24 protein-coding genes are annotated in these 23,092 nt (G+C 72.6%); 17 read left to right on the top strand and 7 right to left on the bottom strand.

All coding sequences use genetic code 11. The features are described from left to right. Positions 1 to 62 precede the first annotated feature (62 nt). The 5 genes from ACQEVJ_RS21040 (at position 63) to ACQEVJ_RS21020 (ending at position 4,890) form a co-directional block, all read left to right on the top strand. Entirely contained in the window at positions 63 to 1,421 is a 1,359-nt protein-coding gene (locus ACQEVJ_RS21040) for an ABC transporter substrate-binding protein (RefSeq protein WP_433103511.1), read from the top strand. After that, on the top strand, positions 1,418 to 2,272 hold the full coding sequence (locus ACQEVJ_RS21035; RefSeq protein WP_433103509.1) for a carbohydrate ABC transporter permease: 855 nt from the start codon (positions 1,418 to 1,420) through the stop codon (positions 2,270 to 2,272). The genes ACQEVJ_RS21040 and ACQEVJ_RS21035 overlap by 4 nt, the downstream gene beginning before the upstream one ends. After that, positions 2,269 to 3,105 (top strand): carbohydrate ABC transporter permease, encoded by an 837-nt coding sequence (locus ACQEVJ_RS21030; protein WP_433103507.1) that lies wholly within the window; start codon positions 2,269 to 2,271, stop codon positions 3,103 to 3,105. Before ACQEVJ_RS21035 ends, ACQEVJ_RS21030 begins: the two co-directional genes overlap by 4 nt. An 87-nt stretch (positions 3,106 to 3,192) precedes the next feature. Then, entirely contained in the window at positions 3,193 to 3,993 is an 801-nt protein-coding gene (locus ACQEVJ_RS21025) for a glycerophosphodiester phosphodiesterase (protein ID WP_433103505.1), read from the top strand. A 150-nt stretch (positions 3,994 to 4,143) separates the two neighbouring features. Next, positions 4,144 to 4,890, top strand: coding sequence for a hypothetical protein (locus ACQEVJ_RS21020; RefSeq protein ID WP_433103503.1), 747 nt, complete (start codon positions 4,144 to 4,146; stop codon positions 4,888 to 4,890). A 39-nt stretch (positions 4,891 to 4,929) separates the two neighbouring features. Here the strand turns inward: ACQEVJ_RS21020 and ACQEVJ_RS21015 are convergent, their stop codons facing one another. Then, the gene (locus ACQEVJ_RS21015; RefSeq protein ID WP_433103501.1) at positions 4,930 to 5,559 is read right to left on the bottom strand and encodes an MBL fold metallo-hydrolase; all 630 of its coding nucleotides are present in this window, start codon (positions 5,557 to 5,559) and stop codon (positions 4,930 to 4,932) included. Positions 5,560 to 5,628: 69 nt separating this feature from the next. Then, positions 5,629 to 6,135, bottom strand: a complete 507-nt coding sequence (locus tag ACQEVJ_RS21010) for a CBS domain-containing protein (protein ID WP_433103499.1) — start codon at positions 6,133 to 6,135, stop codon at positions 5,629 to 5,631. Between the two features lie 187 nt (positions 6,136 to 6,322). On the opposite strand from ACQEVJ_RS21010, the gene ACQEVJ_RS21005 reads away from it, so the two are divergent. Continuing rightward, entirely contained in the window at positions 6,323 to 6,883 is a 561-nt protein-coding gene (locus ACQEVJ_RS21005) for a CBS domain-containing protein (RefSeq protein ID WP_433103497.1), read from the top strand. Positions 6,884 to 6,938: 55 nt separating this feature from the next. Here the strand turns inward: ACQEVJ_RS21005 and ACQEVJ_RS21000 are convergent, their stop codons facing one another. Together ACQEVJ_RS21000 and ACQEVJ_RS20995 are read right to left on the bottom strand one after the other, a co-directional pair. Beyond that, complete coding sequence (locus ACQEVJ_RS21000) at positions 6,939 to 7,832, bottom strand: universal stress protein (RefSeq protein ID WP_433103495.1); 894 nt, start codon at positions 7,830 to 7,832, stop codon at positions 6,939 to 6,941. A gap of 24 nt (positions 7,833 to 7,856) precedes the next feature. Continuing rightward, the gene (locus tag ACQEVJ_RS20995) at positions 7,857 to 9,524 is read right to left on the bottom strand and encodes a GAF domain-containing protein (protein WP_433103493.1); all 1,668 of its coding nucleotides are present in this window, start codon (positions 9,522 to 9,524) and stop codon (positions 7,857 to 7,859) included. 178 nt (positions 9,525 to 9,702) lie between these two features. Between ACQEVJ_RS20995 and ACQEVJ_RS20990 the strand changes: the two genes are divergently transcribed. Then, entirely contained in the window at positions 9,703 to 10,200 is a 498-nt protein-coding gene (locus ACQEVJ_RS20990; protein ID WP_433103491.1) for an OsmC family protein, read from the top strand. On the opposite strand, the gene ACQEVJ_RS20985 is transcribed toward ACQEVJ_RS20990, so the two are convergent. Both ACQEVJ_RS20985 and ACQEVJ_RS20980 read right to left on the bottom strand, forming a co-directional pair. Then, positions 10,191 to 11,006 carry an SAM-dependent methyltransferase gene (locus tag ACQEVJ_RS20985; protein ID WP_433103489.1) on the bottom strand — a complete coding sequence of 272 codons (816 nt, stop codon included), beginning with the start codon at positions 11,004 to 11,006 and terminating at the stop codon, positions 10,191 to 10,193. The two genes, ACQEVJ_RS20990 and ACQEVJ_RS20985, sit on opposite strands and share 10 nt — an antisense overlap. A gap of 34 nt (positions 11,007 to 11,040) precedes the next feature. Then, on the bottom strand, positions 11,041 to 11,826 hold the full coding sequence (locus ACQEVJ_RS20980; protein WP_433103487.1) for an IclR family transcriptional regulator: 786 nt from the start codon (positions 11,824 to 11,826) through the stop codon (positions 11,041 to 11,043). 69 nt (positions 11,827 to 11,895) lie between these two features. Here ACQEVJ_RS20980 and pobA point away from each other — a divergent pair, with 69 nt between their 5' ends. The 10 genes from pobA to ACQEVJ_RS20930 all read left to right on the top strand — a co-directional run bounded on the left by pobA (position 11,896) and on the right by ACQEVJ_RS20930 (position 21,980). After that, a complete protein-coding gene (gene pobA, locus ACQEVJ_RS20975; RefSeq protein WP_433103485.1) occupies positions 11,896 to 13,086 on the top strand; it encodes a 4-hydroxybenzoate 3-monooxygenase in 1,191 nt (396 codons plus the stop codon). After that, positions 13,083 to 13,751 carry a protocatechuate 3,4-dioxygenase subunit beta gene (gene pcaH, locus ACQEVJ_RS20970; RefSeq protein WP_433103483.1) on the top strand — a complete coding sequence of 223 codons (669 nt, stop codon included), beginning with the start codon at positions 13,083 to 13,085 and terminating at the stop codon, positions 13,749 to 13,751. Before pobA ends, pcaH begins: the two co-directional genes overlap by 4 nt. Next, positions 13,748 to 14,239: a protocatechuate 3,4-dioxygenase subunit alpha gene (locus ACQEVJ_RS20965; protein WP_433103481.1), complete on the top strand. Its 492-nt coding sequence runs from the start codon at positions 13,748 to 13,750 to the stop codon at positions 14,237 to 14,239. Before pcaH ends, ACQEVJ_RS20965 begins: the two co-directional genes overlap by 4 nt. Next, positions 14,229 to 15,440, top strand: a complete 1,212-nt coding sequence (gene pcaB, locus ACQEVJ_RS20960) for a 3-carboxy-cis,cis-muconate cycloisomerase (protein ID WP_433103479.1) — start codon at positions 14,229 to 14,231, stop codon at positions 15,438 to 15,440. Before ACQEVJ_RS20965 ends, pcaB begins: the two co-directional genes overlap by 11 nt. Beyond that, positions 15,437 to 16,192 carry a 3-oxoadipate enol-lactonase gene (gene pcaD, locus ACQEVJ_RS20955; protein WP_433103477.1) on the top strand — a complete coding sequence of 252 codons (756 nt, stop codon included), beginning with the start codon at positions 15,437 to 15,439 and terminating at the stop codon, positions 16,190 to 16,192. The genes pcaB and pcaD overlap by 4 nt, the downstream gene beginning before the upstream one ends. Then, positions 16,189 to 16,581 carry a 4-carboxymuconolactone decarboxylase gene (gene pcaC, locus ACQEVJ_RS20950; protein WP_433103475.1) on the top strand — a complete coding sequence of 131 codons (393 nt, stop codon included), beginning with the start codon at positions 16,189 to 16,191 and terminating at the stop codon, positions 16,579 to 16,581. The genes pcaD and pcaC overlap by 4 nt, the downstream gene beginning before the upstream one ends. Then, positions 16,578 to 17,480, top strand: coding sequence for a carbohydrate kinase family protein (locus ACQEVJ_RS20945; RefSeq protein WP_433103473.1), 903 nt, complete (start codon positions 16,578 to 16,580; stop codon positions 17,478 to 17,480). The genes pcaC and ACQEVJ_RS20945 overlap by 4 nt, the downstream gene beginning before the upstream one ends. Before the next feature lie 68 nt (positions 17,481 to 17,548). After that, the gene (locus ACQEVJ_RS20940) at positions 17,549 to 18,778 is read left to right on the top strand and encodes an MFS transporter (RefSeq protein ID WP_433103471.1); all 1,230 of its coding nucleotides are present in this window, start codon (positions 17,549 to 17,551) and stop codon (positions 18,776 to 18,778) included. Beyond that, positions 18,775 to 20,547: a sulfatase gene (locus ACQEVJ_RS20935; RefSeq protein WP_433103469.1), complete on the top strand. Its 1,773-nt coding sequence runs from the start codon at positions 18,775 to 18,777 to the stop codon at positions 20,545 to 20,547. The genes ACQEVJ_RS20940 and ACQEVJ_RS20935 overlap by 4 nt, the downstream gene beginning before the upstream one ends. A 74-nt stretch (positions 20,548 to 20,621) precedes the next feature. Next, positions 20,622 to 21,980 (top strand): rhodanese-like domain-containing protein, encoded by a 1,359-nt coding sequence (locus ACQEVJ_RS20930; protein ID WP_433103467.1) that lies wholly within the window; start codon positions 20,622 to 20,624, stop codon positions 21,978 to 21,980. A gap of 11 nt (positions 21,981 to 21,991) precedes the next feature. Here ACQEVJ_RS20930 and ACQEVJ_RS20925 read toward each other — a convergent pair whose 3' ends face one another. Beyond that, on the bottom strand, positions 21,992 to 23,086 hold the full coding sequence (locus ACQEVJ_RS20925) for a cysteine--tRNA ligase (protein ID WP_433103465.1): 1,095 nt from the start codon (positions 23,084 to 23,086) through the stop codon (positions 21,992 to 21,994). Positions 23,087 to 23,092 lie beyond the last annotated feature (6 nt).

The raw sequence follows: 23,092 nt of genomic DNA, 5'->3' as shown, positions 1-23,092 counted from the left end.
GACAACTGTCCGCAACAACCAGTGTCCTGACCTCGGGGGATGACAGCCGGAGGAAAGCACGCATGAGATTACGCGGAGGCGCCCTGCTGCTGGCCGGCCTGCTGGCGGCGGCGTGCGGCGGCGGTGGCGGTGGCGGGGGCGGTGGCGGTGGCGGAGAAGACGGAAAGAACACGCAGAACCCGGCGGCCGGGCCGGTGCACGTCAAGGTGTGGGCCTGGTATCCGGAGTTCAAGGACGTGGTGGCCCACTTCAACGCCACCCACAAGGACGTGCAGGTCGACTGGGTCCAGGCCGGCATCGGCCAGGACGAGTACACCAAGCTCAAGACGGCGCTCAAGGCGGGCTCCGGGGCCCCCGACGTCGTAATGCTGGAGTTCCAGGAACTCCCGACCATCATGCTGACCAAGCATCTGCTCGACATCGGCCCGTACGGCGCCGGCTCCGTGAAGGGCGACTACGCCGAGTGGGCGTGGAAGCAGGTCAGCGACGGGGACAAGGTCTACGCGATCCCGGTGGACGGCGGCCCGATGGCCATGCTCTACCGCAAGGACGTCTTCGACAAGTACAAGCTGCCGATCCCCAAGACCTGGGACGAGTACCGGCAGGTCGCGGAGAAGCTCAAGCAGGCGGCGCCGGACAGGTTCATCAGCGCCTTCGGCATCAGCCCCGACGCCGCGGGCTGGCTGCAGGGCCTGTTCTGGCAGGCCGGCTCGCGCCCGTACACGTACTCCTACTCCAAACTCCCCAACGTCGGCGTCACCCTCAATGACCCGAACGCGAAGAAGGTGATGGAGTACTGGGGCGGCATGGTCCGCGACAAGCTGGCCGACCCCACCTCCACCGGCGGCACCGACTTCTACAACGGGCTCGGATCCGGCAAGTACGCCACCTACCTGGCCGCCGGATGGGGTCCCGGCTACCTGTCCGGCATCGCGAAGCAGACCGCGGGCAAGTGGCGCGCCGCTCCCCTGCCGCAGTGGACCGCCGGGGCGAACGACCACGGCGACTGGGGCGGATCCACCTTCGCGGTCACCGACCAGACCAAGCATCCCAAGGAGGCCGCCAAGGTCGCCATGGAGCTCTTCGGCACCGACAAGGAGGCCTGGAAGATCGGCATCGACAAGGCCTTCCTGTTCCCGACCGTGAACCCGATCCTCCACTGGGACTACTTCCTCAACAAGGAGTACGAGTTCTTCGGTGGCCAGAAGGTCAACGAGATCTTCGTGCCGACCTCCGACGCGCTCGGCCGGTTCGACTGGAGCCCGTTCCAGGACTACGCGTACAACACGCTCACCGAGCAGGTCGGCGCGGCGGTCAAGGGGACGGTCTCCTGGAGCGGGGCGCTCGACCAGCTCCACGCCAAGGTGACCACGTACGCGCAGCAGCAGGGGTTCACGGTCGCCCCCTCGGCGCAGCAGTGATCGCCCCACCCCGGCGGCGTCTCGTGGGCCTGCTGTTCGTCGCCCCCTTCGCCGTCGTCATGGTCACCTTCCTGGTGGTGCCGCTCGCGTACTCCCTGTGGCTCAGCCTGCACCGCACCACGCTCGTGCAGGGCGAGTACTTCAGCGGCCTGGAGAACTACGTCAGGGCGTTCACCGATCCCGAGTTCCTCACCGGCGTGCGCCGCGTCGCGTTGTTCGGCCTGGTGCAGATCCCCGTCATGCTCGGCCTGGCGCTGGCCGGCGCGCTGGTCCTGGACGTGGTGGCCAGCCGCCTCGCCCGCGCCTTCCGGCTCACGCTGTTCATGCCGTACGCCGTGCCCGCGGTGATCGGGACGCTGATGTGGGGGTTCCTCTACAGTCCCGGCTTCGGGGTGGTCCGGGGGGTCGACCTGTTCACCGACAACTGGATCATGCTCGCCCTGGGCAACATCGTCACCTGGCAGTGGACCGGCTACAACATGATCGTCCTGTACGCCGCGCTGCAGGGGCTGCCGAGAGAGGTGTACGAGGCCGCGGCCGTCGACGGGGCGGGCCAGTGGCGGGTCGCCTGGCGGGTCAAGGTGCCGATGATCGGCTCGGCGCTGGTGCTCACCACCGTCTTCGCCATCATCGGCACGCTCCAGTTCTTCACCGAGGTCCAGACGCTGCGGCCCATCGCGTCCAAGGCGATCTCCTCGGGGTTCACGCCCAACCTGTACGCCTACAACATGGCGTTCCAGTACTCGGAGTTCGAGTACTCCGCCGCGATCTCCTTCGCGCTGGGCGCCGTGGTCTTCGTCGGCTCCTACGTGTTCCTCTTCCTCACCCGCAGGAAGGGAGGTCCGATGTGAGCAGGGCCGGGATCCGCCTGTTCATGGTCGCCCTGATCGTCTACTTCTTCATCCCGTTCTGGTGGCTCCTGGTGTCCTCCACCAAGAGCACCGAGGCGCTGTTCGGCTCGGCGGCGTTCTGGTTCTCCTCACCCGGCTCGGTGGTCGACAACCTGGGCGGGCTGTTCGGCCGGCAGGACCACGCGTACCTGCACTGGATGGGCAACTCGGTGCTGTACTCGGCCGCGGGCGGCGTCGGCGCCACCGCCATCGCCACGCTGGCCGGGTACGCGTTCGCCGTCTTCTCCTTCCCCGGCCGCCGCCTGCTCTTCTCGGCCCTGCTCGGCATGATCATGGTCCCGTCGACGGCCCTGGTCATCCCGACGTACCTGCTGCTCAGCAAGGCCCAGCTCACCGACACGATCTGGGCAGTCATCCTGCCCTCGCTGCTCAACCCCTTCGGCGTCTACCTCGTGCGGGTGTACGTACAGCAGTCCCTGCCGGCCGAGCTGCTCGAGGCAGCCAGGATCGACGGCGCGGGCGAGATCAGGACGTTCACCAGGATCGCACTGCCCGTCATCAGGCCGGCGCTGGTCACCGTGCTGCTGTTCTCCACGGTCGCGACCTGGAACAACTTCTTCCTGCCGCTGGTCATGCTGAGCGACGACAAGCTCTACCCGCTGACGGTGGGGCTCCAGTCGTGGCTCCAGGCGGCCACCATCCAGAGCGGCAACCAGGTGCTCTTCAACCTCATCATCATCGGCTCGCTGGTGTCGATCCTGCCGTTGATCGTCACCTTCCTGATGCTGCAGCGCTACTGGAGGGGAGGTCTCACGCTCGGATCGCTCCGATGACGGCCGCCCGGCCGTTTCTTGATCTCCCGGTGACCTTGGCAATACCATGCCCCGCTGACGATGCAGACGATCTCGGGGGGTTGGACGATGAGGATCACGACTGCTCTGTTTGCGGCGGCGGCCGTCCTCGCCGCCGGTGCCACGGTGGGCGCCGCACCCGTGGCGGCGTCCGGAGTGAGCGCGCTGCCGCGCTGCCCGCTGATGTTCGGGCACGGGGGTTACCCCGAGGGCGCGAACGGCTGGGCGAAGGACCAGATGCGCCAGCCCAACAACGTGCGGGGGCTCGACGCCCAGAAGTCCTGGGGAGCCGACGGCGTCGAGGCCGACGTACAGGTCACCAAGGAGGGGACCAAGGCCGTGCTGTGGCACAACAGCACCACCCACGGCCTGACCGGCAAGCAGCAGAAGCTCACCGACATCTGGTGGACGTACGGCGAGGGGAACCTGGCCGGCCGTCGCATCATCCGGGGCCCGTACCAGGGCGAGCGCGTCTACTCGCTGCGGCAGTGGCTGGACCACGCGCGCTCCCTGGGACTGGTCGCGCTCCTGGAGATCAAGCCCGAGACCAAGCCCGTCCTCGCGAATCCCAAGTTCGCGGCGCAGGGATGGAAGGAGATCTCCGACCCGATCAGGGAACGCCAGGGAAAGCAGCGGATCATGGTCTACTCCAACGACCCCTGGATCCAGAGCGAGCTGGCCAAGCGTCACCCCGCCCTGCTGAAGGGATCCGCCGGCCGGTGGACCGACAGCGTCCACTGGACCGAGCCGGTTCCCTCGTGGAAGGGCAACGTGTCCCAGTGGCAGGCCGTGCTCAACCAGTCCCCGAGCAGCGTCATGACCAACTACCCCAAGGAATACCGCGCCTGGCTGCGGGGCAAGTGCCGCTAGGGAATGTCTGACATCCAGCCGGGCATGCTCTCAGTCAAGGAACCTCTCCGGGCGGGAGCGAGCATCGTGTCTGGCGCATTGCCGTGTGGCGGAGGGACGGTCGTCGGTGGCCGGCGGTCGCGCTCCGCGAGGCGCCGGTGGGCGCCCGCTGTGCTGGCCGCGCTCGGCCTGCTGGCGGGCGCGTGCGGAACCGGCCCGGGGGCCGTCCAGCAGAGCGGCCCAGGGACCGTCCAGCAGAGCGGGACGGCGGCCACCACCCCCACCCCCTCCGCGGGCTCCCTGGTGGCGGGCCACTACCAGCCGCTGTGGCCCTTCGCCGACGAGAAACAGGTGCGGGACTGGCAGGAGAGCTACCGCTCGGGTGGCCACCAGCCCTGGCACCTGGACGCGGAACAGACCGCGCTCTCCTTCACCCGGGGATTCCTGGGCTTCACCAACGTCGACCAGGTGGTCAAGCGTACGGTGACCGGCGCGGACGCCCGCGTCTCCGTCGGCATCCGGGGCGAGGGCGGTGGACGGCCCGGCATCGCCGCCGTCATCCACCTGGTCAGGTTCGGCAGCGGGACGGACGCGCCGTGGGAGGTGGTGGGCACCGACGACACCACCTTCTCCCTCACCACTCCCCGCTATGGCGCCCTCGTGTCCTCGCCCGTCAAGGTGGGCGGCAGGATCACGGGAGTGGACGAGAGCATCCGGGTGCGCGTGCGCGCGACCGGGAGCGCCGGTCCCCTCGGCGAGCGCTGCTGCGTCTCGGCCGGAGGGGACGACGCCCCCTGGTCCACCACCGTGTCCTTCCGCGCGGCCCCGGGCCGGACGCTCACCCTCGTCGCGAGCACCGGCGGCCACGTGGCGGAGGTCGAGCGCTTCACCGTCACCGGCGTCCGGGTCGCGCGGTAGGTCTACTTCGCGCGGACGTAGCTGCAGCCCGTCTCGAGGTCAGTGGCCCCGGCGGATCCACTCGTCGAGGTGCGGCAGCTCGGCACCGATCGTCGTGCTGTCGCCGTGCCCGGTGTGGACGACGGTCTCGGGCGGCAGGGTGAGCAGGCGGTCGCGGATCGAGTCGACGATCACGCCGAAGTCGGAGAACGAGCGCCCGGTCGCACCGGGACCGCCCTGGAACAGGGTGTCGCCGGTGAAGACGACGCCCAGGTCGGGCGCGTGGAAGCAGCAGGCACCGGGAGCGTGCCCGGGAGTGTGGAGCACTTCGAGGCGGGTTCCGGCGACCTCGATGACCTGCCCGTCGGACAGCGTGCCGCCGGGCTCGCGGCCGGGGTGGGTGAGCCGCCAGACCGGCAGGTCGGCCGGGTGCAGCAGGACGGGCGCCCCGGTGGCCTCCGACAGTTCAGGCGCCACCCTTACATGGTCGTCGTGGGCGTGGGTGGCGAGGATGGCCACGACGCGCCGGCCCGCGATCACGTCCGTGATCGCCTTGACGTCGTGCGGGGCGTCGAGCACCACGCACTCGGCGTCGTCGCCGAGCACCCACACGTTGTTGTCGACGTCGAAGGTCTGGCCGTCCAGGCTGAAGGTGCCCGACGTGACGGCATGGTCGATACGGGCACTCACTTGAAGATCACCACCGTGCGGAACATGCCCTTATTCTGCACGCGGTCTCCCCAAAGTCACGACCGGGGGTCACGGCCCCTGCCGCTGGTCCTCGGCTGTCCTGGAGGGCTTGGGCGGCAGCACCGGCTCCAGGCGGAACATCCCGGCCGACACCTCCTCGTGCCGGGGCGTGGCCCCCCGTCTGCCCGAGACCGCCACGAGCACGTCGGTCACGGTGACGAGACCCTGCAGGGCGCCGGAGGACCCGATGACCGGGACGACGTCCACCCCCGACTCCAGCATCACGGTCGCCACGGCGGGGAGCGACGCGTCGGGCGGCACGTGCGGGCACCTGCGCCCGGACAGCAACTGCCGCACCTGGCTGCTCGACTGCTCCGCCGGCCCGCCGGACCAGTGGGCCGCGATGTCCTCTCGCGTGAGCACGCCGATGATGCGGGAGCTCGAGTCCACCACGGGCAGGTGATGCATCGACCCGCGGCGCATGAGTTCCCAGGCCATGAGCGGCGACTCGTCCGGCTTCACGGTCACGAGCACCCTGCTCATCACGTCGGCGGCGGTCATGGCTTCTACGGTCATCGTTCCTCCCCGCGGGCGGCACGCCCTGCAGTGGGCACACGCGCTGCGCCACCTCCATCCGACCACCCCGGGCGCGGGCGCCGCACGGGCCCAAAGACCCGACAGCCGGGGACCTCCGGCACCTGCCCGTACGGCCCGGGCGGCGGTGCAATGACCACAACGGCGACAGACGCGCGGGAGGTGGGCCATGCTGGCCGGTGAGGTCATGAGCAGCCCGGCGATCACGTTGCGCCGCGACGACTCCGTGCGGCGGGCGATCCAGGTGCTGTACGACCACGACATCACGGCCGCCCCCGTGCTCGGGGAGCACGGGGAACTGGTCGGGATGGTCAGCGAGATCGACCTGCTGTGCGGCGCGTTCGCGCCGGGCGCCTCGGCGCCCCGGGCCGTGGGAGACGTCATGTCGCGCCAGGTGAGCACGGTCGAGGACACCACGGACGCACGGGTGCTGACGGACCTCATGATCGCGAAGAGGGTCAAGAGCGTGCCCGTGCTGCGCGACGAGCGGGTCGTCGGGATGGTCAGCCGCCGCGACCTCATGGCGCTGCTGGCCAGGTCGGACGACGAACTGCGCGAGGCCGTCCTGGCCGCCCTGCGCGAACGCTACCCCTCCGAGGAGTCCTGGGAGGTGCTCGTGCGCGACGGCGAGATCGACCTGCAGGGTCCCGAGGGTCAGGGCCCCGGGCACGTGGCCGACCTGCTGGCGCGGACGGTCCCGGGAGTGCGGCCGGCCCGCCTTCTCCGGTGACTCACCGCTGACTCACCGCTGACTCACCGCTGACTTACCGCCCTGCCGCTCCCGCTCACGACCGGGCCCCCTTCACCACGGCGACCGGGCAGTGCGCGTGGGCGAGCACGGCGCGGCTCACCGAGCCGAGCACGGCCGCGGTGAAGGCGTTGCGGCCGTGGGAGCCGACGACGAGCAGGACGGCCCGGGACGACGCCTCCAGGAGCGCGGAGACCGGATGGGCGCGGACCATGTCCAGCTCGGTCTTGACGTCGGCGTACCCGCCCTGCCATGGCTGCAGCTCCCCGCGCGCGTAGTCCTCCGCGGCCTTCCGCATGTGGTCCAGGTCCATGGCGATCGCGGGCCCGTACGGCACCGGCGGCTCCCAGGCGCAGACGATCCGCATCCGCAGACCGCGCAGCCGCGCCTCCTCGAACGCGTACGCCAAGGCGGGCCCGGACTCCTCCGAGCAGTCGAACCCCACCACGATCTCCGCCCTCGCCTCCGGGGGCGCCGGCCGTACGACGACGACCGGCACGGACACGTGCCCGGCGACGTGGTTGCCCACCGACCCGAGCAGCATGCCGGGGAAGCCGCCCGCGCCGTGGCTGCCGAGCACCACCTCGGCGGCGCGGGCGGCCTGGTCGCGCAGGACGCGGCCGGGACGTCCCTCGGCCAGCTCCGTCGTCACGTCGAGGCCGGGCCGCCGGTCCCGGGCGACCCGCTCGGCGTGGTCGAGGATCTGCCGCCCGGAGGGCGCCACATTGTCATAGCTGTCGGGGATCGGATAGCGCGGTGCGTCGTACGGCAGGTGTTCGACGGCGTGGACCACCCGCAGGGGCAGGCCGCGCAGGCCGGCGTGGTCGGCCGCCCACTCCACCGCCTCGGTCGCCCTGGTGGACCCGTCGGTGCCGACGACAACCGGATCGACGACCGGGTCGACGACCGGATCACTGAACGGCTCGGTCATGGCGTGATGCCTCCTCACGGCGTCTCACGATGTCGGCGGCAGCGGGACGCTCCAGCACAGGCGGGTTCCCCCGGCGGCGCGGGCCTCGGCGGCGCACGACCCGCCCAGGCTCTCCGCGCGGTCGCGCAGGTTGCGCAGGCCGCTGCGGCGTACACGCGCCGGGATGCCGACCCCGTCGTCCTCGACGAGCAGGGTCAGCCGGTCCTTCTCCAAGCCCACGGTGACGGTGGTGCGGGTGGCGTGGGCATGCCGCACCACGTTGGAGATCGCCTCCCGCGCCACGGCCAGCAGGTGCTCCCGGATCGGTGCGGGCACGCGGGTGTCGAGCTGCCCCTCCATGCACAGGGCCGGCATGAAGCCGAGGGGCCCCCGCGCGCCCTCGACCAGCTCGACGAGCCGGGCGCGCAGCCCGGGGGCGCCTGCCGGGGCCTGCAGGGCGAAGATTGTGGAGCGGATCTGCCGGATCGTGCCGTCGAGTTCGTCGATCGCGGTCCGCAGGCGCGCGGCCGCCTCCGGGTGCTCCACCAGCCGCGCGGCGCCCGTCAGCGTCATCGCGACCGCGAACAGCCGCTGGATGACCACGTCGTGCAGGTCCTTGGCGATCCGGTCGCGGTCCTCCAGCAGGCCGAGCCGCTCGGCGTCCCTGCGCGCCTCGTCCAGTTCGAGCGCGACGGCCGCGTGCCCGGCGAAGGCGTGGACCATGCGCACCTCGGGCCCGCTGAAGGGGACGCGACCGGGCCGCCTGCCCAGCGACAGCACGCCGCGCACCGCTCCCGGGGTCCCCAGCGGCACGGCGCACACCGCTCCCGTCTCTCCGACCGCGGTGAGGAGGTCGGTGTCGCCCAGGTCGGCGACCGCGCGGGGCTCCGCGTGCACGAAGGCCTGCCCGGCCAGCGAGCCCTCGACGGGCAGCCGGCGCTCCCGGGCCGGGCCGGGCACGCCGTCCGCGATCGCGACCCACAGCGTCCGGCCGCCGTCCTCCGGCAGCAGGATCGCCACCGCGTCGGCGCCGGTCATCTGCCGGGCGCGGCGGGCGATCAGCGTCAGCACCCGCGGCGTCTCGGCGCCGGACAGCAGGCTCGTCGTGATCTCCGCCGACGCCTGCAGCCAGGTCTCCCTGCGGCGGGTGTCCTCGTACAGGCGGGCGTTCTCGATCGCCACCCCGGCGGCGCTCGCGAGGGCCACGACGATCGCCTCGTCGTCCTCGTCGAACTCCCCTCCCCCGCGCTTCTCCGTCAGGTAGAGGTTGCCGAACAGCTCGCCCCGGACTCGCACGGGCACGCCGAGGAAGCCCGCCATCGGGGGATGGCCGGGCGGGAAGCCGTACGACTCGGGGTGGTCGCAGATGCGGGCCAGCCGCAGGGGCCGGGGTTCCTTGATCAGCAGACCGAGCAGGCCCAGGCCGTGCGGCCAGTGCTCGATCGCGGCGATCTCCTCCTCGCTCAGCCCCACCGGGATGAAGCGGGCGAGGGTGCTGTCCTGCCCGATCACGCCGAGCGCGCCGTATCTGGCGCCGGCCAGCGTGGCGGCGGTCTCGACGATCCGGCGCAGCACGGTCTCCAGATCAAGGTCCCCGCCCACCGAGACGACCGCCTCCAGCAACGCGTGCACCCGGTCACGCGTCGACAGGACCGCCTGCAGCCTCGTGTGCAGCTCGGCCAGCAGCCCGTCCAGGTGCGTCTGCGGGATCATGGTCCGCTCCCCCGTCGGCGCCCCGCATGTCCCCCACAGTTGGAGTGTCGCAAACCGGGACACTCCGGGCTCCTAGTCTTTGCCAGGTCCCGACCGGCTTCTTACCCTCCGTGTGCGCCCGCCCGCCACCGGCCACGGACATACTCGGATAGAGCCGAATCGGACGCGGGGGTGCGCCATGAGTGATGGGCCGCGTGACGGCGTCATCCGGGTCGCCTGGCACGGAGCCGACCGGTTCGACGTCCGGATCCGGCGCCACGTGGTCCGCGCCGACCAGCCCGCGGACGTCGGCGGGAGCGACACCGGCCCCACTCCCGCCGAGCTGTTCGTGGGCAGCGTGGCCGCCGGCGTCGCCTGCTGCGCCGAGCACTACCTGCGCCAGCGCCAGCTGCCCGCCGGGGTGGACGTGACCGCGCGGTACGGCCTGGGCGTCTGCCCCGGGCGGATCGACTCCATCGAGGTGTCGGTGGACGCTCCCGGCCTGCCCGCGGGGCTGCGCGCCTCGCTCCTGGCGGTCCTGGAGCACTGTGCCGTCTGCACCACACTGCGGGTGCCGCCGCGGGTCACGTTCGAGGTCCGCCAGGCCGTTCCCGAGACAGCCGTTCCGGCGGCTCATCCGCCGTACGGCGGACCCCGGCCGGGAGCGGCGGGGTCGTCGCCGCGAACTCAGCCGTGATCCACGCGCAGGTGGCCGACGCCGCCGAGGACGTAGCCGCCCTTGCTGTGCTCGATGAAGTCGCTGTCGTTGCGCCAGTCGGCCACGTCGACCAGCCCCGGCTCGACCAGCTCGAGGCCGGTGAAGAACCGGGCGATGTGCTCGGGCGTGCGGTCGCGGAGGGCGGCCGTGGACTTCTCGTACACCGCCCGGGTCTCGGTGATCGTGTCCTCGGTCAGGCGGCCCTGGGTGCCGTGGGAGATGACGAGGTAGCTGCCGGGGGCCATGCGCTCGCGGAAGTAGGACACCACCCGCTCGGCGTCGTCGTCGTCCACGAAGTGCAGCACGGCGACGAACAGCACGGCCACCGGCTTGCTGAAGTCGATCAGCTCCTTCGTGATCGGACTTTCGACGATCTTGTCCGGGTCGCGCATGTCGGCGTGCACCACGCCTGTACGGCCGCTGCCGGTGAGCAGCGCCCGGCCGTGCGCGGCGACGATGGGGTCGTTGTCGACGTAGACGACGGTCGCCTCGGGATCGACCTCGTGGGCGACCTCGTGGACGTTGCCTTGCGTGGGGATGCCGGTGCCGAGGTCGAGGAACTGCCGGATGCCCGACTCGGTGAGGAAGCGGACGGCGCGGCCGAGAAACTCCCGGTTCTGCCTGATCACCAAGCGGCCGTCGGATCCGACCAGTTCGAGCAGTTTCTCGGCGGCGGCCCTGTCCACCGCGAAGTTGTCCTTGCCGCCCAGCCACCAGTCGTAGATCCGCGCCACACTCGGCGTGGAGAAGTCGATGGCCTTCAGCGCTTCTTCGTCCCGGCTCACCCGCGAACCCCTTTTCTCACGTTCGCCGCCGATCTTAACGAACGTTGATCGATTTGGGGGGACCGATCACGGCCGCCCGGTAGTCGCCGGCGATGCGGGCCGCGACGGCCAGCAGCGGATCGACCAGCCGGGGCAGCTCGCGCACCCGCCGGGAGGCGACCACGATGCCGACGGCCGCCACGGGCCGGTCGCCGACCAGCACCGGCGCGGCGGCCGAGCAGGAGCCGAGCGTCATCTCCTCGTGGGTCGTGGCGTACCCCTGGGCGCGCACCTGGGCCAGCTCGCGGGCCAGCCTGCCCGGCTCGGTGATGGTGTGCGGGGTCGGCCGCTCGAGCGGCCGGGACAGGTAGGACGTGACGAACCAGCCCGGTTCGAAGGCGAGCAGCGCCTTGCCGACGCCGGTCGGGTGCATGGGCAGGCGCGAGCCGGTCCGCGACACGATCGGCACGGCCCGCTTGCCGTACACCTTGTCCACGTAGAGCACCTCGACCCCGTCGCGCACCGCCAGGTGGACGTTCTCGCCGGTGCCGCCGAACAACTCCTGCAGCCAGGGGTGCGCCACCTCCTGCAGCGGGTCCGGCGCGAGCTGTCCCAGCTCCCACAGGCGGCGGCCGATCTGGTAGCGCCCGTCGGCGCCGCGGCGCAGGGCGCGCCACTCCTCCAGCTCTCCGGCGAGCCGGTGGACGGTGCTCAGCGCCATGCCGGTCCGCCCGGCGATCTCCGTCAGCGTGAGCCGCGGGTGGTGGGCGTCGAAGGCGCCGAGGATGGCCAGCACCCGGGACGTCACGGAACGCCCCAGGTCGCGTGCGCCGCCGGCCATGTGACTCCTTCTTCCACTCAGTAGAAGCAAAGCCTACGCGGGACGGCGGATGCTCCCGATGCTTGAGCCATGCGAACTCAGGTCGGGATCATCGGAGCCGGACCGGCCGGCCTGCTGCTCTCCCATCTGCTCCATCTGCGCGGGATCGAGTCCGTCGTGCTCGAACGCCGCAGCAGGGAGTACGTCGAGCGGCGGGTGCGGGCGGGGGTGCTCGAACAGGGCACGGTGGACACGCTCGTCGAGGCGGGCGTGGGCGAGCGGCTGAAGCGGGAGGGCCTGCCCCACCACGGCATCGAGCTGCGGTACGGCGGTGGGGGCCACCGGATCGCCTTCGAGCGGCTGGTGCCCGGCCGGTCCATAACCGTGTACGGCCAGCAGGAGGTCGTCAAGGACCTGATCGCCGCCCGGCTGACGGCCGGGGGCGACGTCCGGTTCGAGGTGGACGACGTGCGGGTGCACAACGCGGCGACCGACCGGCCCCACCTGACCTTCACCGACTCGGCGGGCACGGACCTGCGGCTGGACTGCGACGTGATCGCGGGGTGCGACGGCTTCCACGGCGTGTCCCGGGCGTCGATCCCCGAGGGCGTGCTGACCGAGTATCGCCGCGACTACCCCTTCGCCTGGCTCGGCGTCCTGGCCCGGGTCAAGCCCTCCTCCGAAGAGCTGATCTACGCGCGGACCGAGCGCGGCTTCGCCCTGCACAGCATGCGCTCCCCCGAGATCAGCCGCTTCTACCTCCAGGTGGCGCCCGACGAGGACCTCGCCGCGTGGCCCGACGAGCGGATCTGGGCCGAGCTGCGGGCCCGGCTGGAGACCGTGCCCGGCTTCACCCTCGCGACCGGCGATATCGTCGAAAGAGGGATCACTCCGATGCGCGGCTTCGTGGCCGAGCCCATGCAGCACGGCAGACTGTTCCTGGCCGGGGACGCGGCCCACATCGTGCCGCCGACCGGCGCGAAGGGGCTCAACCTGGCGGTGGCCGACGTGCGGGTGCTGACCGAGGCGCTGGCCCGTTTCTTCGCCGACGGCTCGACGGAGGCGCTGGACGGCTACTCACGGGCCTGCCTGCCCCGGGTGTGGCGGGCCCAGCACTTCTCGTGGTGGATGACGACGCTTCTGCACACCTTCGAGTCCGACGACGCCTACGCCCGGCGGCTGCAGACCTCCTACCTCGACTACGTGACGTCCTCCGAGGCGGCCGGGACGACGCTGGCGGAGAACTACGTGGGCCTGCCCTACGAAGAGGAGACACCGTGACACACCCGCCCTACCTGTATCCGGACTACGCCAGCACCGTCCTGCGGGCGCCGTCCCGGCCGCCGCTGGAGATGAAGGAGGACCCGGAGGCGGCCGAGCTGACCGGCCCGGTCTTCCGTCGAGACGAGGTCGACCCGCTCGACGCCGACCTGACCGCGGGCCACCCGGGCGAGCCGCTCGGCGAGCGCATCATCGTCACCGGGCGCATCCTCGACGCGTCGGGCCGGCCGGTGCCGGACACGCTGGTGGAGATCTGGCAGGCCAACTCCGCCGGCCGGTACGCCCACCAGCGCGACCAGCATCCTGCGCCGCTCGACCCCAACTTCACCGGCGCGGGCCGGTGCCTGACCGACGACGAGGGCCGCTACCGGTTCGTCACGATCAAGCCGGGGGCCTATCCCTGGCGCAACCACCCCAACGCCTGGCGGCCCGCGCACATCCACTTCTCGGTGTTCGGCACGGCGTTCACCCAGCGCCTGGTGACGCAGATGTACTTTCCCGGCGACCCGTTGTTCGCCTTCGACCCGATCTTCCAGTCCATTCCCGACCCGGCCGCCCGCGAGCGGCTCGTCTCCACGTTCGACCTGGAGATCACCGAGCCGGAGTGGGCGCTCGGCTACCGGTGGGACGTGGTGCTCGGCCGTACCCCGATGGAGGACGCGTGACCACCCCTTCGCAGACCGTCGGCCCGTTCTTCGGGTTCGCCCTGCCGTACCCCGGAGACTGGGAGCTCGTCCCTGAGGGCCATCCGGGGGCCCTGACGATCGCCGGCCGGGTGCTGGACGGGGCGGGCGAGCCGGTGCCCGACGCCCTGCTGGAGATCTGGACCGGTGATTCCGGGACCCGCGAAGCGCTGCGCCGCACGGAAGCGGGCGACAGCGGCTTCGGGCGGTGCGGCACCGCGCCCGACGGCTCCTACCGGTTCCGCCTCGCACCGCCCGCCCGGCCGTACGTCGCGCTGCTGATCTTCGCGCGTGGCCTGCTCAAGCCGGTGCGGACCCGCGTCTACCTCGCCGACGCGCCCGACCCCCTGCTCGACTCCCTCGACCCGGCCCGCCGCGCGACGTTGCTCGTCCGCCCGCAGGGGCAGGACGTCTACCGGTTCGACGTACGGCTGCAGGGCGAGCAGGAGACGGTCTTCCTTGAGTTCTGACGGAGGTGCTGATCGCGGGCTGTTGTGCCCCGTGTGGGCGGGCACGGAGGTGGAGGCGGTCACGGCCGACGACGCCTGGCTGCGGGCGATGCTGGAGGCGGAGGTCTGCCTCGCGCGGGCCCAGGCCCGCCTCGGCGTCGTCCCTGAGCGGGCCGTCGCCGCGATCGCCGAGGCGGCCGGGGCCTTGATGAGCGGGGAGGACCGCTACGACGCCGCCGATCTCGCCCGCCGAGCCAGGGACGCGGGCAACCCCGTCGTGCCGCTGGTCAAGGATCTGCGGGCCGCGGCGGGCGAGGCGGGGTCCTGGGTGCATCACGGCGCCACCAGCCAGGACGTCCTCGACACTGCGGCGATGCTGGTGGCCGCGCGGGCCCGCGAGACGATCCTGCGCGACCTCGACCGGGTGCTCGCCGCGCTGGCCCGGCTTGCCGCCGAGCACCGGGACACCCCGATGGCGGGCCGTACCCTCGGGCAGCAGGCCGTGCCCACCACGTTCGGGCTGAAGGCCGCCGGGTGGCTGACCGGCTGCCGGGACGCGCGCGACCGCCTGGCGACGGTGGGGCTGCCGGTCCAGCTGGGCGGCGCGGCCGGCACCATGGCCGGGTACGGCGAGCGCGCGCTGGAGCTGCTGCCGCTGTTCGCGGCCGAGACCGGGCTGGCCGAGCCCGTGCTGCCCTGGCACACGCTGCGCACGCCCGTGACCGACCTGGCCTGCGCGCTCGCCGCCGTGACGGGCGCGCTCGGCAAGCTGGCCACCGACGTGATCCTGCTGGCGCAGAGCGAGGTGGGCGAGGTCGCCGAGCCCGCCGCGCCGGGCCGGGGCGGCTCGTCGGCGATGGCGCACAAGCGCAACCCGGTGCTCGCCACGATGATCAGGTCGGCGGCGCTGCAGGCGCCCGCGCTCGCGCAGATCCTGCTCGCCTCGCGGGTCGCCGAGCACGAGCGGCCCGCCGGCAGCTGGCACGCCGAGTGGCAGCCGCTGCGCGAGTGCCTGCGCCTGGCCGGCGGCGCCGCCGAGACGGCCGCCGAGCTGGCCGAGGGACTGGAGGTGTTCCCCGGGCGCATGCGGCACAATCTCGATCACCTGCTCGCCGTGCTGGCCGAGCACGGGTTGGCCGAGCATGGGGAGGACCCCGGCGTCGGGTCCGCGCCCGCCCTCGTGGACCGGGCACTGCAGCACCACCAGGGAAAGGCATCATGATCCTGCACCATCGTCTCGACGGGCCGCCGGACGCGCCGGTCGTCGTGCTCGGGCCCTCGCTGGGCACGACTCTCGACCTGTGGGAGCCGCAGCTTCCCGCCCTCACGCGCACCTGGCGGGTGCTCCGCTACGACCTGCCCGGCCACGGCGGGTCGGCGGCGGCCTCCGATTTCACGGTGGACGACCTCGCCGCGGAAGTGCTGGGGCTGCTCGACCGGCACGCCGTGGAAACCGTGGCGTACGGCGGGGTGTCGCTGGGCGGGGCCGTCGGGACCACGCTGGCGCTGCGCGCGCCTGACCGGGTCGCGAGCCTGGTCCTGTGCTGCACCTCCGCCCGCTTCGGCACGGCGGAGAGCTGGCGCGAACGCGCCGCGCTGGTCCGCGCCGAGGGCACGGAACCCCTGACCGAGGCGACGAGCAGACGGTGGTTCACGGCGGGCTTCCCCGACGCCGGGCGCTACCTGGACATGCTGCGTGGCGCCGACCCCGAGGGATACGCCGCGTGCTGCGAGGCCCTGGCGGTCTTCGACGTCCGCGACCGGCTCGGCGACGTCCGCGCGCCCGCGCTGGTGATCGCCGGAGCCGAGGACCCGGCGACCCCGCCCGCGCACGCCGAGGTCCTGGCCCGGGGCATCCCGGACGCCGAGCTGCTGGTCGTGCCGGGGGCCGCCCACCTGGCCACCGCAGAGCGCCCGGACGTCGTGAACGAGGCGATCACACGCCATCTGACCACCCGCTGGAGGACCGCATGAGCTACGAGGACGGCATGCGGGTGCGCCGCGAGGTGCTGGGCGACGCGCACGTGGACCGGGCGCAGGCGCGGACCACCGAGTTCACCGCCGACTTCCAGGACCTGATCACCCGGTACGCCTGGGGTGAGATCTGGACCCGGCCGGGGCTGGACCGCCGCACCCGCAGCTGCATCACGCTCACCGCCCTGGTGGCGCGCGGGCAGCTGGAGGAGCTGGCCATGCACGTGCGGGCCGCCCGGCGCAACGGGCTCACGACCGACGAGATCAAGGAGGTGCTGCTGCAGACGGCGATCTACTGCGGGGTGCCCGCCGCCAACGCCGCGTTCGCCGTCGCCCAGCGGGTGCTGGCGGAGGACCCGGGGGAGGACCCGGGGGAGGATGCCGCATGACGTTCCTGGTGGTCGGCGAGAGCCTGGTCGACCTGATCGGCACGCCGGGATCGTGGACCTTCACCGCCGTGCCCGGCGGCAGCCCGCTCAACGTCGCGGTGGCGCTGGCCGCGCTGGGCCGCACGGTGCGGTTCGCCGGGGAGACCGGGGACGACTTCTTCGGCGGCCTGCTCGGCGACCACCTGACCCGCCACGGGATCGGGACCGGCGACCTCGCCCCGGCGGCGGCGACCGGCCTGGCCTTCGCCCGGGTCGGCGCGGACGGCTCGGCCTCCTACGACTTCCGCTTCGACTGGACCTTCTCGGCTCCGGTCGCGCTCGACGGGGTGACCTGCCTGCACACCGGCTCCCTGGCCGTGCTCGCCGGGCCGGGCGCCGCCCACGTGCGGGAGGTGATGCGGGCCGCCGCAGAGGCGGGGATCACGGTGTCCTACGACCCGAACATCCGGCCGTCCCTCATCGGCGACCGGGCCCGCGCCCTGGCCCACGTCGAGGAGTGCGTACGGCTCGCGCGCCTGGTCAAGGTGAGCGCCGAGGACCTCGACTGGCTCTACCCGGGCGAGCCCTGGCTCGACGCGGCGCGACGATGGGCCGGGCTGGGCCCGGAGCTCGTGGTGGTCACCCGGGGCGGCGACGGCGCGACGGCCGTCCTGGACGACGAGGTGATCACCTGCCCGGCCCCGGCGGTCGAGGTCGTGGACACGGTCGGCGCGGGCGACACCTTCACCGCCGCCTACCTCGACGCGCTCGACGGCACCGACCTGAGCGCGGACCCCGCCCCCGGGCGGGTGGCGGAGGCGCTGCGGCGCGGCTGCGCCGCCGCCGCGATCGTCTGCACCCGCGCCGGCGCGGTCCCGCCGACCCGGGAGGAGGTGCGGTCCTTCTCGGCGAAGCCTTGACGGCTGATCCACATCGCGCCATAACATGAGCCCCAATCATCTTTTGCGGGATTGGGGAAGGCGGCCCGTTGAGCGAGATCCTTCCCGGGACGTCCGCGACCTCGACGGAGCCCGAAGCGCCGGTCGGCAAGGGGTGGATGTGGACGTACGCCCTGGCCTGGTTCGGCTACTGGATGATGGCGATGCTGCCGCCCCAGTTCCTCACGCCGCAGCTCATCGGGATGGTGGCGCCGGACCGCAAGGTGGACGTGCTGTCGTTCCTGCTCGTCGAGGTCGCGGTCGTGTCGCTCCTCTGCGTCCCGTTCGCCGGGATGGCGTGCGACCGCACCCGTACGCGGTTCGGCCGCCGCAGGCCGTGGGCGCTGGGCGGGCTCCTGCTCACCGGGTCGGCGCTGTCCCTCATCGGCCTGCAGACGGACTGGCGGGCGGTCGCGGCGCTGACGGCCCTGGTCGCGGCGGGCAACGCGATGGGGCTGGTGTCGCTGAGCGCGATGATCGCCGATCAGGTGCCGCCGCGGCAGCGCGGCGCGGCGTCCGCCGCGATGGGGGTGCCGCAGGTGGTGGCGCTCGCCGCCGGCATGGTCGTGGTCACGATGCTGATCGAGCCGGTCCCGGCCCGGTGGGCGGTAACCGGGGCGATCGGGGTGGCCTGCGGCCTGCCGTTCCTGCTCGGCCGGGCGGAGCCGCCGGCCGCGGACGTCCCGGTTCGCGGGACGCGGCTGCCGCTCCCCCGGCCGCGCGGCCACCCCGACTACTACTGGGCGCTGCTCTGCCGGGTCGCGATCAACGCGGGGAACGCGGCGGGCACGGCCTACCTGCTCTACTTCCTGTCCGACGTGCTGCACCGCCCGGCGCCGGACGAGTCGCTGCTCGTGCTGACGCTGGTCTACCTGGTGTTCTGCTCGGCGTTCGGGTTCCTCGGCGGCGTGCTGTCGGACCGGCTGGCCAGGCGCCGGGTGCTGGTGGCGATCTCCGGCGGCCTGCAGGCGGCCTCGGCGCTGCTGCTCGCGCTCGCGCCGAGCTGGCCCGCCGCCCTCGTCGCCGGGGCGCTGCTAGGCATGGGCTACGGCGCGTTCCTGTCGGTGGACCAGGCGCTGGTCACCGACGTCCTGCCGGACCGGCGCTCCCGGGCCCGCGACATGGGCATCGTCAACGCGGCGCAGAACGTCCCGCTCGCGCCGATGGTGGGCTGGCTCGTCCTGACCACGGTCGGGAGCTACCGCGCGCTGTACGCCGTCGCGGCGTTGATCATGCTGGTCGGCTCGGCCGCCGTCTACCGCATCAAGGGGGTCCGATGAGAGCGATCATGGTGATGTTCGACAGCCTCAACCGGCGGTTCCTGCCGCCGTACGGCGCGGACCGGATCCACGCGCCGAACTTCCGGCGGCTGGCCGAGCGCACCGCGATGTTCGACACCTGCTACGGCGGCAGCATGCCGTGCATGCCGGCCAGGCGCGAGCTGCACACCGGCCGCTACAACTTCCTCCACCGCTCCTGGGGGCCGCTGGAGCCGTTCGACGACTCCGCGCCCGAGATGCTCAAGCTCGCCGGGGTCTACACGCATCTGGTGACCGACCACCAGCACTACTGGGGCGACGGCGGCGCGACCTATCACCCGCGGTTCAACACGTTCGAGTTCTTCCGGGGGCAGGAGGGCGACGAGTGGAAGGGGCACGTCGCCGACCCGGTCGTCCCCGAGACCGTGCCGTACTCCTCGAACGCCGAGCTGCGGCGGCAGGACTGGATCAACCGGCGCTACATGGCGGAGGAGGCCGACCATCCGCAGACGCTGACCTTCGACGCGGGGCTGCACTTCCTGCGCACCAACCACGCCGAGGACCGCTGGTTCCTGCAGATCGAGACGTTCGACCCGCACGAGCCGTTCTTCTCGTACGAGGACTACCGCAAGCTCTATCCGGACGACTACGACGGGCCGCACTTCGACTGGCCCGACTACAAGAAGGTGACGGAGACCCCCGCCCAGATCGAGCACCTGCGCAACCAGTACGCGGCCCTGCTGTCGATGTGCGACCGGTCGCTGGGGCGGGTGCTCGACCTGATGGACGAGCTGGCGATGTGGGACGACACCATGCTGATCGTCTGCACCGACCACGGCCTGCTGCTGGGCGAGCACGACTGGCTGGGCAAGAACGCGCCTCCGTTCTACGACGAGACCATCCACATCCCGCTGTTCGTCTGGGATCCGCGCAGCGGGGTCGCCGGGGAGCGGCGGCGCAGCCTGGTGCAGACGATCGACATCGCGCCGACCCTGCTGGAGTTCTTCGGCGTGGACCGTACCCCCGACATGCAGGGGGTGCCGCTCCGGGAGGCGATCGCGGCCGACGCGCCGGTGCGCCGCGCCGGCCTGTTCGGCCTGTTCGGCCTGTTCGGCGGGCACGTGAGCGTGACCGACGGCCGCCACGTCTACATGCGGGCCTGCGCCGAGCCGGGGAACCGGCCGCTGGCGGAGTACACGCTGATGCCCACGCTGATGCGGGGCCGCTTCCCGGTCGAGACGCTGCGCGAGGCGACGATGGCCGCGCCGTTCTCGTTCACCAAGGGGGTGCCCACCGTGCGCGTCCCCGGCCACGCCTACACCGACCCGTACGCCTTCGGCAGCCTGCTGTACGACCTGGACGGCGACCCCGACCAGCGGAACCCGCTGATCGACGACGAGCTGGAGCTCCGGATGGCGGAGCTGCTGCTCGACCTGCTGCGCGCGTCGGACGCGCCCCCCGAGCAGTACGAGCGGCTCGGCCTCGCCGGCGACGGGCCGCCCCGGCTGCTGGTGCGGGAGCAGTGGGCGCAGGTCGAGGCGGCGGCCCTGCCGTCGCCGCGCCGGGAGGACTTCCCCGACGCCCGGCTGTCGGTGGACACGCCGGTGGGCGAGCTGATCGCCGAGCCGGCCGCGGAGGCGGTGCTGCGGGCGCACCTCGGGGCGCTGATGGACAGCCCGCTGCTGCCCGAGGCGCTGCCGCTGTCGCTGCTGGAGATCGCGAACCTGGCCTACGGGCTGATCGCCCGCGACACGCTGCGCGCCATAGCGGCCGACCTGGCCCGCCTGTAGCAGGCGGCCGGGGATGGGTACGTGAAGTTCTTCTCCCAGGGTACGGGTGCCTCACGAGCCGAGGAGGGACCTGAATGATCGAAATCATCCCTGTCGAGACCCCCTCGCTGGGCGACCGCAGCTACCTCGTCACCGACGGTGAGGTGGCCTTCGTGGTGGACCCGCAGCGGGACATCGACCGGATGCTCCGCCTGGCTGAGCGGCGCGGCGTCGAGATCCGCCACGTCTTCGAGACCCACGTGCACAACGACTACGTGACCGGCGGGCCCGCCCTGGCCTCGGCCACCGGCGCGGACTACCACGTCAACGCGGCCGACCCCGTGGCCTTCGACCGGAGCCCCGTCGAGGACGGGGACGCGGTGGAGGTCGGCCCGCGGACACGCCTGCGCGCCGTCGCCACCCCCGGCCACACCTTCACCCACCTGTCGTACGTGCTGGAGTCCCCGGACCGGCCGCCCGCCGTCTTCACCGGAGGCTCGCTGCTGCACGGCACCACCGGGCGGCCCGACCTGCTCGGCCCCGAGCACACCGCCACGCTGGTGCGCGCCCAGTACGCCTCGGCGCACCGGCTGGCCCGCGAACTGCCCGCAGAGACGGAGGTCTTCCCCACCCACGGGTTCGGCAGCTTCTGCTCGGCCACCCAGTCTGACGTCACCGAGTCGACGATCGGCCGGGAGCGGCGGGTCAACCCGGTCCTGACGCGGAGCGAGGACGAGTACGTGGAGTCGCTGCTGGCCGGGCTGGACGTCTACCCGGCGTACTACGCGCACATGGCCCCGCTCAACCAGGCAGGGCCGGACGCGCCCGACCTGTCCACGCCGCGCCGCGCGGACGCCGCCGAGCTGCGCCGCCGCCTCCGGGCCGGTGAGTGGGTGGTGGACCTGCGGTCCCGTACGGCGTTCGCGGCGGGCCACCTGGCGGGGACGCTCAACTTCGGGCTGGACGGGAACCTCGCCGTCTACCTGGGCTGGCTGATTCCCTGGAGCTCGTTGGGAACACCACGCACACCGGTGACCCTGCTCGGGGAGACGCCCGGGGACATCGCGCGGGCCCAGCGCGAACTGGCCCGGATCGGCATCGACCGCCCGGCCGCGGCCGCCACCGGAGGGCCTGGCGAGTGGGCCGGCGACGACAAGCCCGCGTCCATGCCGACGGCGACGTTCGCCGACCTCGCCGCCGTGCGCCGCCACCGCCCGATCGTGATCCTGGACGTGCGCCGCGAGGTGGAGTGGCGCGAGTCGCACGTCCCCGGCGCGGTGCACATCCCGCTGCACGAACTGCCCGCGCGGCTGGACGAGGTGCCCGACGGCGAGGTGTGGACGCACTGCGCGAGCGGCTACCGGGCGTCCATCGCCGCCTCGATCCTGGCCGCCGCCGGGCGGGACGTGGTGGCCGTGCACGACGAGTACGACGCCCGGGCGGCCGCCGCCTGATCAGCCGCCGTTCACCCGAGGGCGAGCACCGCGATCACGGTGCGGGCGGCCTGCCCGCCCTCCTCCTCGGCGATCGCCAGGGCGGTCGCGGCGTCCAGGTCGTCCAGCAGCGCGCGCACCGCCGCCCGCTCCCCCGCCGCCGAGGACGCGGGCCGCCCGGCGGCCGCGTGGAGCCGCTCCAGCCGGGCGGCGGCCTGCTCCAGGCCGCCGGGGCGGTAGTCCCAGTCGGCCGCCCACGGGTGATCGAGCAGCAGCAGGCGCACGGCACCGACCGGGTGGTGGCGCAGCAGGTCGGCGGTGAAGACGAGGTTGCCCGCCGACTTGGCCATCCTGGCGCCGTCCACGCGGACCACCCCCACGTGCAGCCAGGCGCGGGCGAACGGCCGCACCCCGGTCACCGCCTCGGCCATCGCGGCCTCGTACGCGTGGTGCGGGAAGCGCAGGTCGGCGCCGCCCGCGTGCAGGTCGAGGGCCGGCCCGTACGTCGTCAGCGCCATGGCGGCGCACTCGGCGTGCCAGCCCGGCCGCCCGTCGCCCCACGCGCTCGGCCAGCCCGGCTCTCCCTGTGCCGACGGCCGCCAGATCGCGACGTCCGCCGGGTCGTCCCTGCGCGGATCGTCCGGATCGTCGCCGAACTCCGCCAGCAGGCGGGCCGCCTCCTCGGCACCGATCCCGGCCCGCTCGCGCACGCCCGCGCCCCGGAAGTACACCGCGCCGTCCCGCTCGTACGCGTGGCCCAGCTCCAGCAGGGCGCGGGCGAGCGCGACGACCTGCGGCACGTAGGTGTGCGCCCGCGGCTCGTACGTCACCGGATGCACGTGCAACGCGGCCATGTCCCGGTCGAAGTAGAACTGCTGCACGGCGGCGAAGCTGTCGTACGGGCTGCCGGCCCGGCGCGCCGCCGAGGTCAGCACGTCGTCCACGTCGGTGACGTTGCGGCACACCTCAACGGGCACACCGGCGTGGCGCAGCACCCGCGCCGCCACGTCGGCCCACACGAACGTCCTCGCATGACCGAGATGGGTCGTGTCGTAGGGCGTGATCCCGCACACGTACATCCGGGCGCGGCCCACCACGGGCAGCGGCCGCCGGCCGATCGTCAGCATGAAACC

Source organism: Microbispora sp. CA-102843 (genome assembly GCF_050936215.1).
GTDB lineage: Bacteria > Actinomycetota > Actinomycetes > Streptosporangiales > Streptosporangiaceae > Microbispora.
This window is presented reverse-complemented; position numbering and strand designations above follow the sequence as displayed.

Bases quoted from the DNA above. Each gene is read 5' to 3' on its own strand.
- ACQEVJ_RS21040 (WP_433103511.1), top strand. From the start codon at position 63: ATGAGATTACGCGGAGGCGCCCTGCTGCTGGCCGGCCTGCTGGCGGCG.
- ACQEVJ_RS21025 (WP_433103505.1), top strand. From the start codon at position 3,193: ATGAGGATCACGACTGCTCTGTTTGCGGCGGCGGCCGTCCTCGCCGCC.
- ACQEVJ_RS21010 (WP_433103499.1), bottom strand. From the start codon at position 6,135: ATGACCGTAGAAGCCATGACCGCCGCCGACGTGATGAGCAGGGTGCTC.
- ACQEVJ_RS21005 (WP_433103497.1), top strand. From the start codon at position 6,323: ATGCTGGCCGGTGAGGTCATGAGCAGCCCGGCGATCACGTTGCGCCGC.
- ACQEVJ_RS21000 (WP_433103495.1), bottom strand. From the start codon at position 7,832: ATGACCGAGCCGTTCAGTGATCCGGTCGTCGACCCGGTCGTCGATCCG.
- ACQEVJ_RS20995 (WP_433103493.1), bottom strand. From the start codon at position 9,524: ATGATCCCGCAGACGCACCTGGACGGGCTGCTGGCCGAGCTGCACACG.
- ACQEVJ_RS20990 (WP_433103491.1), top strand. From the start codon at position 9,703: ATGAGTGATGGGCCGCGTGACGGCGTCATCCGGGTCGCCTGGCACGGA.
- ACQEVJ_RS20980 (WP_433103487.1), bottom strand. From the start codon at position 11,826: ATGGCCGGCGGCGCACGCGACCTGGGGCGTTCCGTGACGTCCCGGGTG.
- pobA (WP_433103485.1), top strand. From the start codon at position 11,896: ATGCGAACTCAGGTCGGGATCATCGGAGCCGGACCGGCCGGCCTGCTG.
- pcaD (WP_433103477.1), top strand. From the start codon at position 15,437: ATGATCCTGCACCATCGTCTCGACGGGCCGCCGGACGCGCCGGTCGTC.
- pcaC (WP_433103475.1), top strand. From the start codon at position 16,189: ATGAGCTACGAGGACGGCATGCGGGTGCGCCGCGAGGTGCTGGGCGAC.
- ACQEVJ_RS20945 (WP_433103473.1), top strand. From the start codon at position 16,578: ATGACGTTCCTGGTGGTCGGCGAGAGCCTGGTCGACCTGATCGGCACG.
- ACQEVJ_RS20935 (WP_433103469.1), top strand. From the start codon at position 18,775: ATGAGAGCGATCATGGTGATGTTCGACAGCCTCAACCGGCGGTTCCTG.
- ACQEVJ_RS20930 (WP_433103467.1), top strand. From the start codon at position 20,622: ATGATCGAAATCATCCCTGTCGAGACCCCCTCGCTGGGCGACCGCAGC.
- ACQEVJ_RS20925 (WP_433103465.1), bottom strand. From the start codon at position 23,086: ATGCTGACGATCGGCCGGCGGCCGCTGCCCGTGGTGGGCCGCGCCCGG.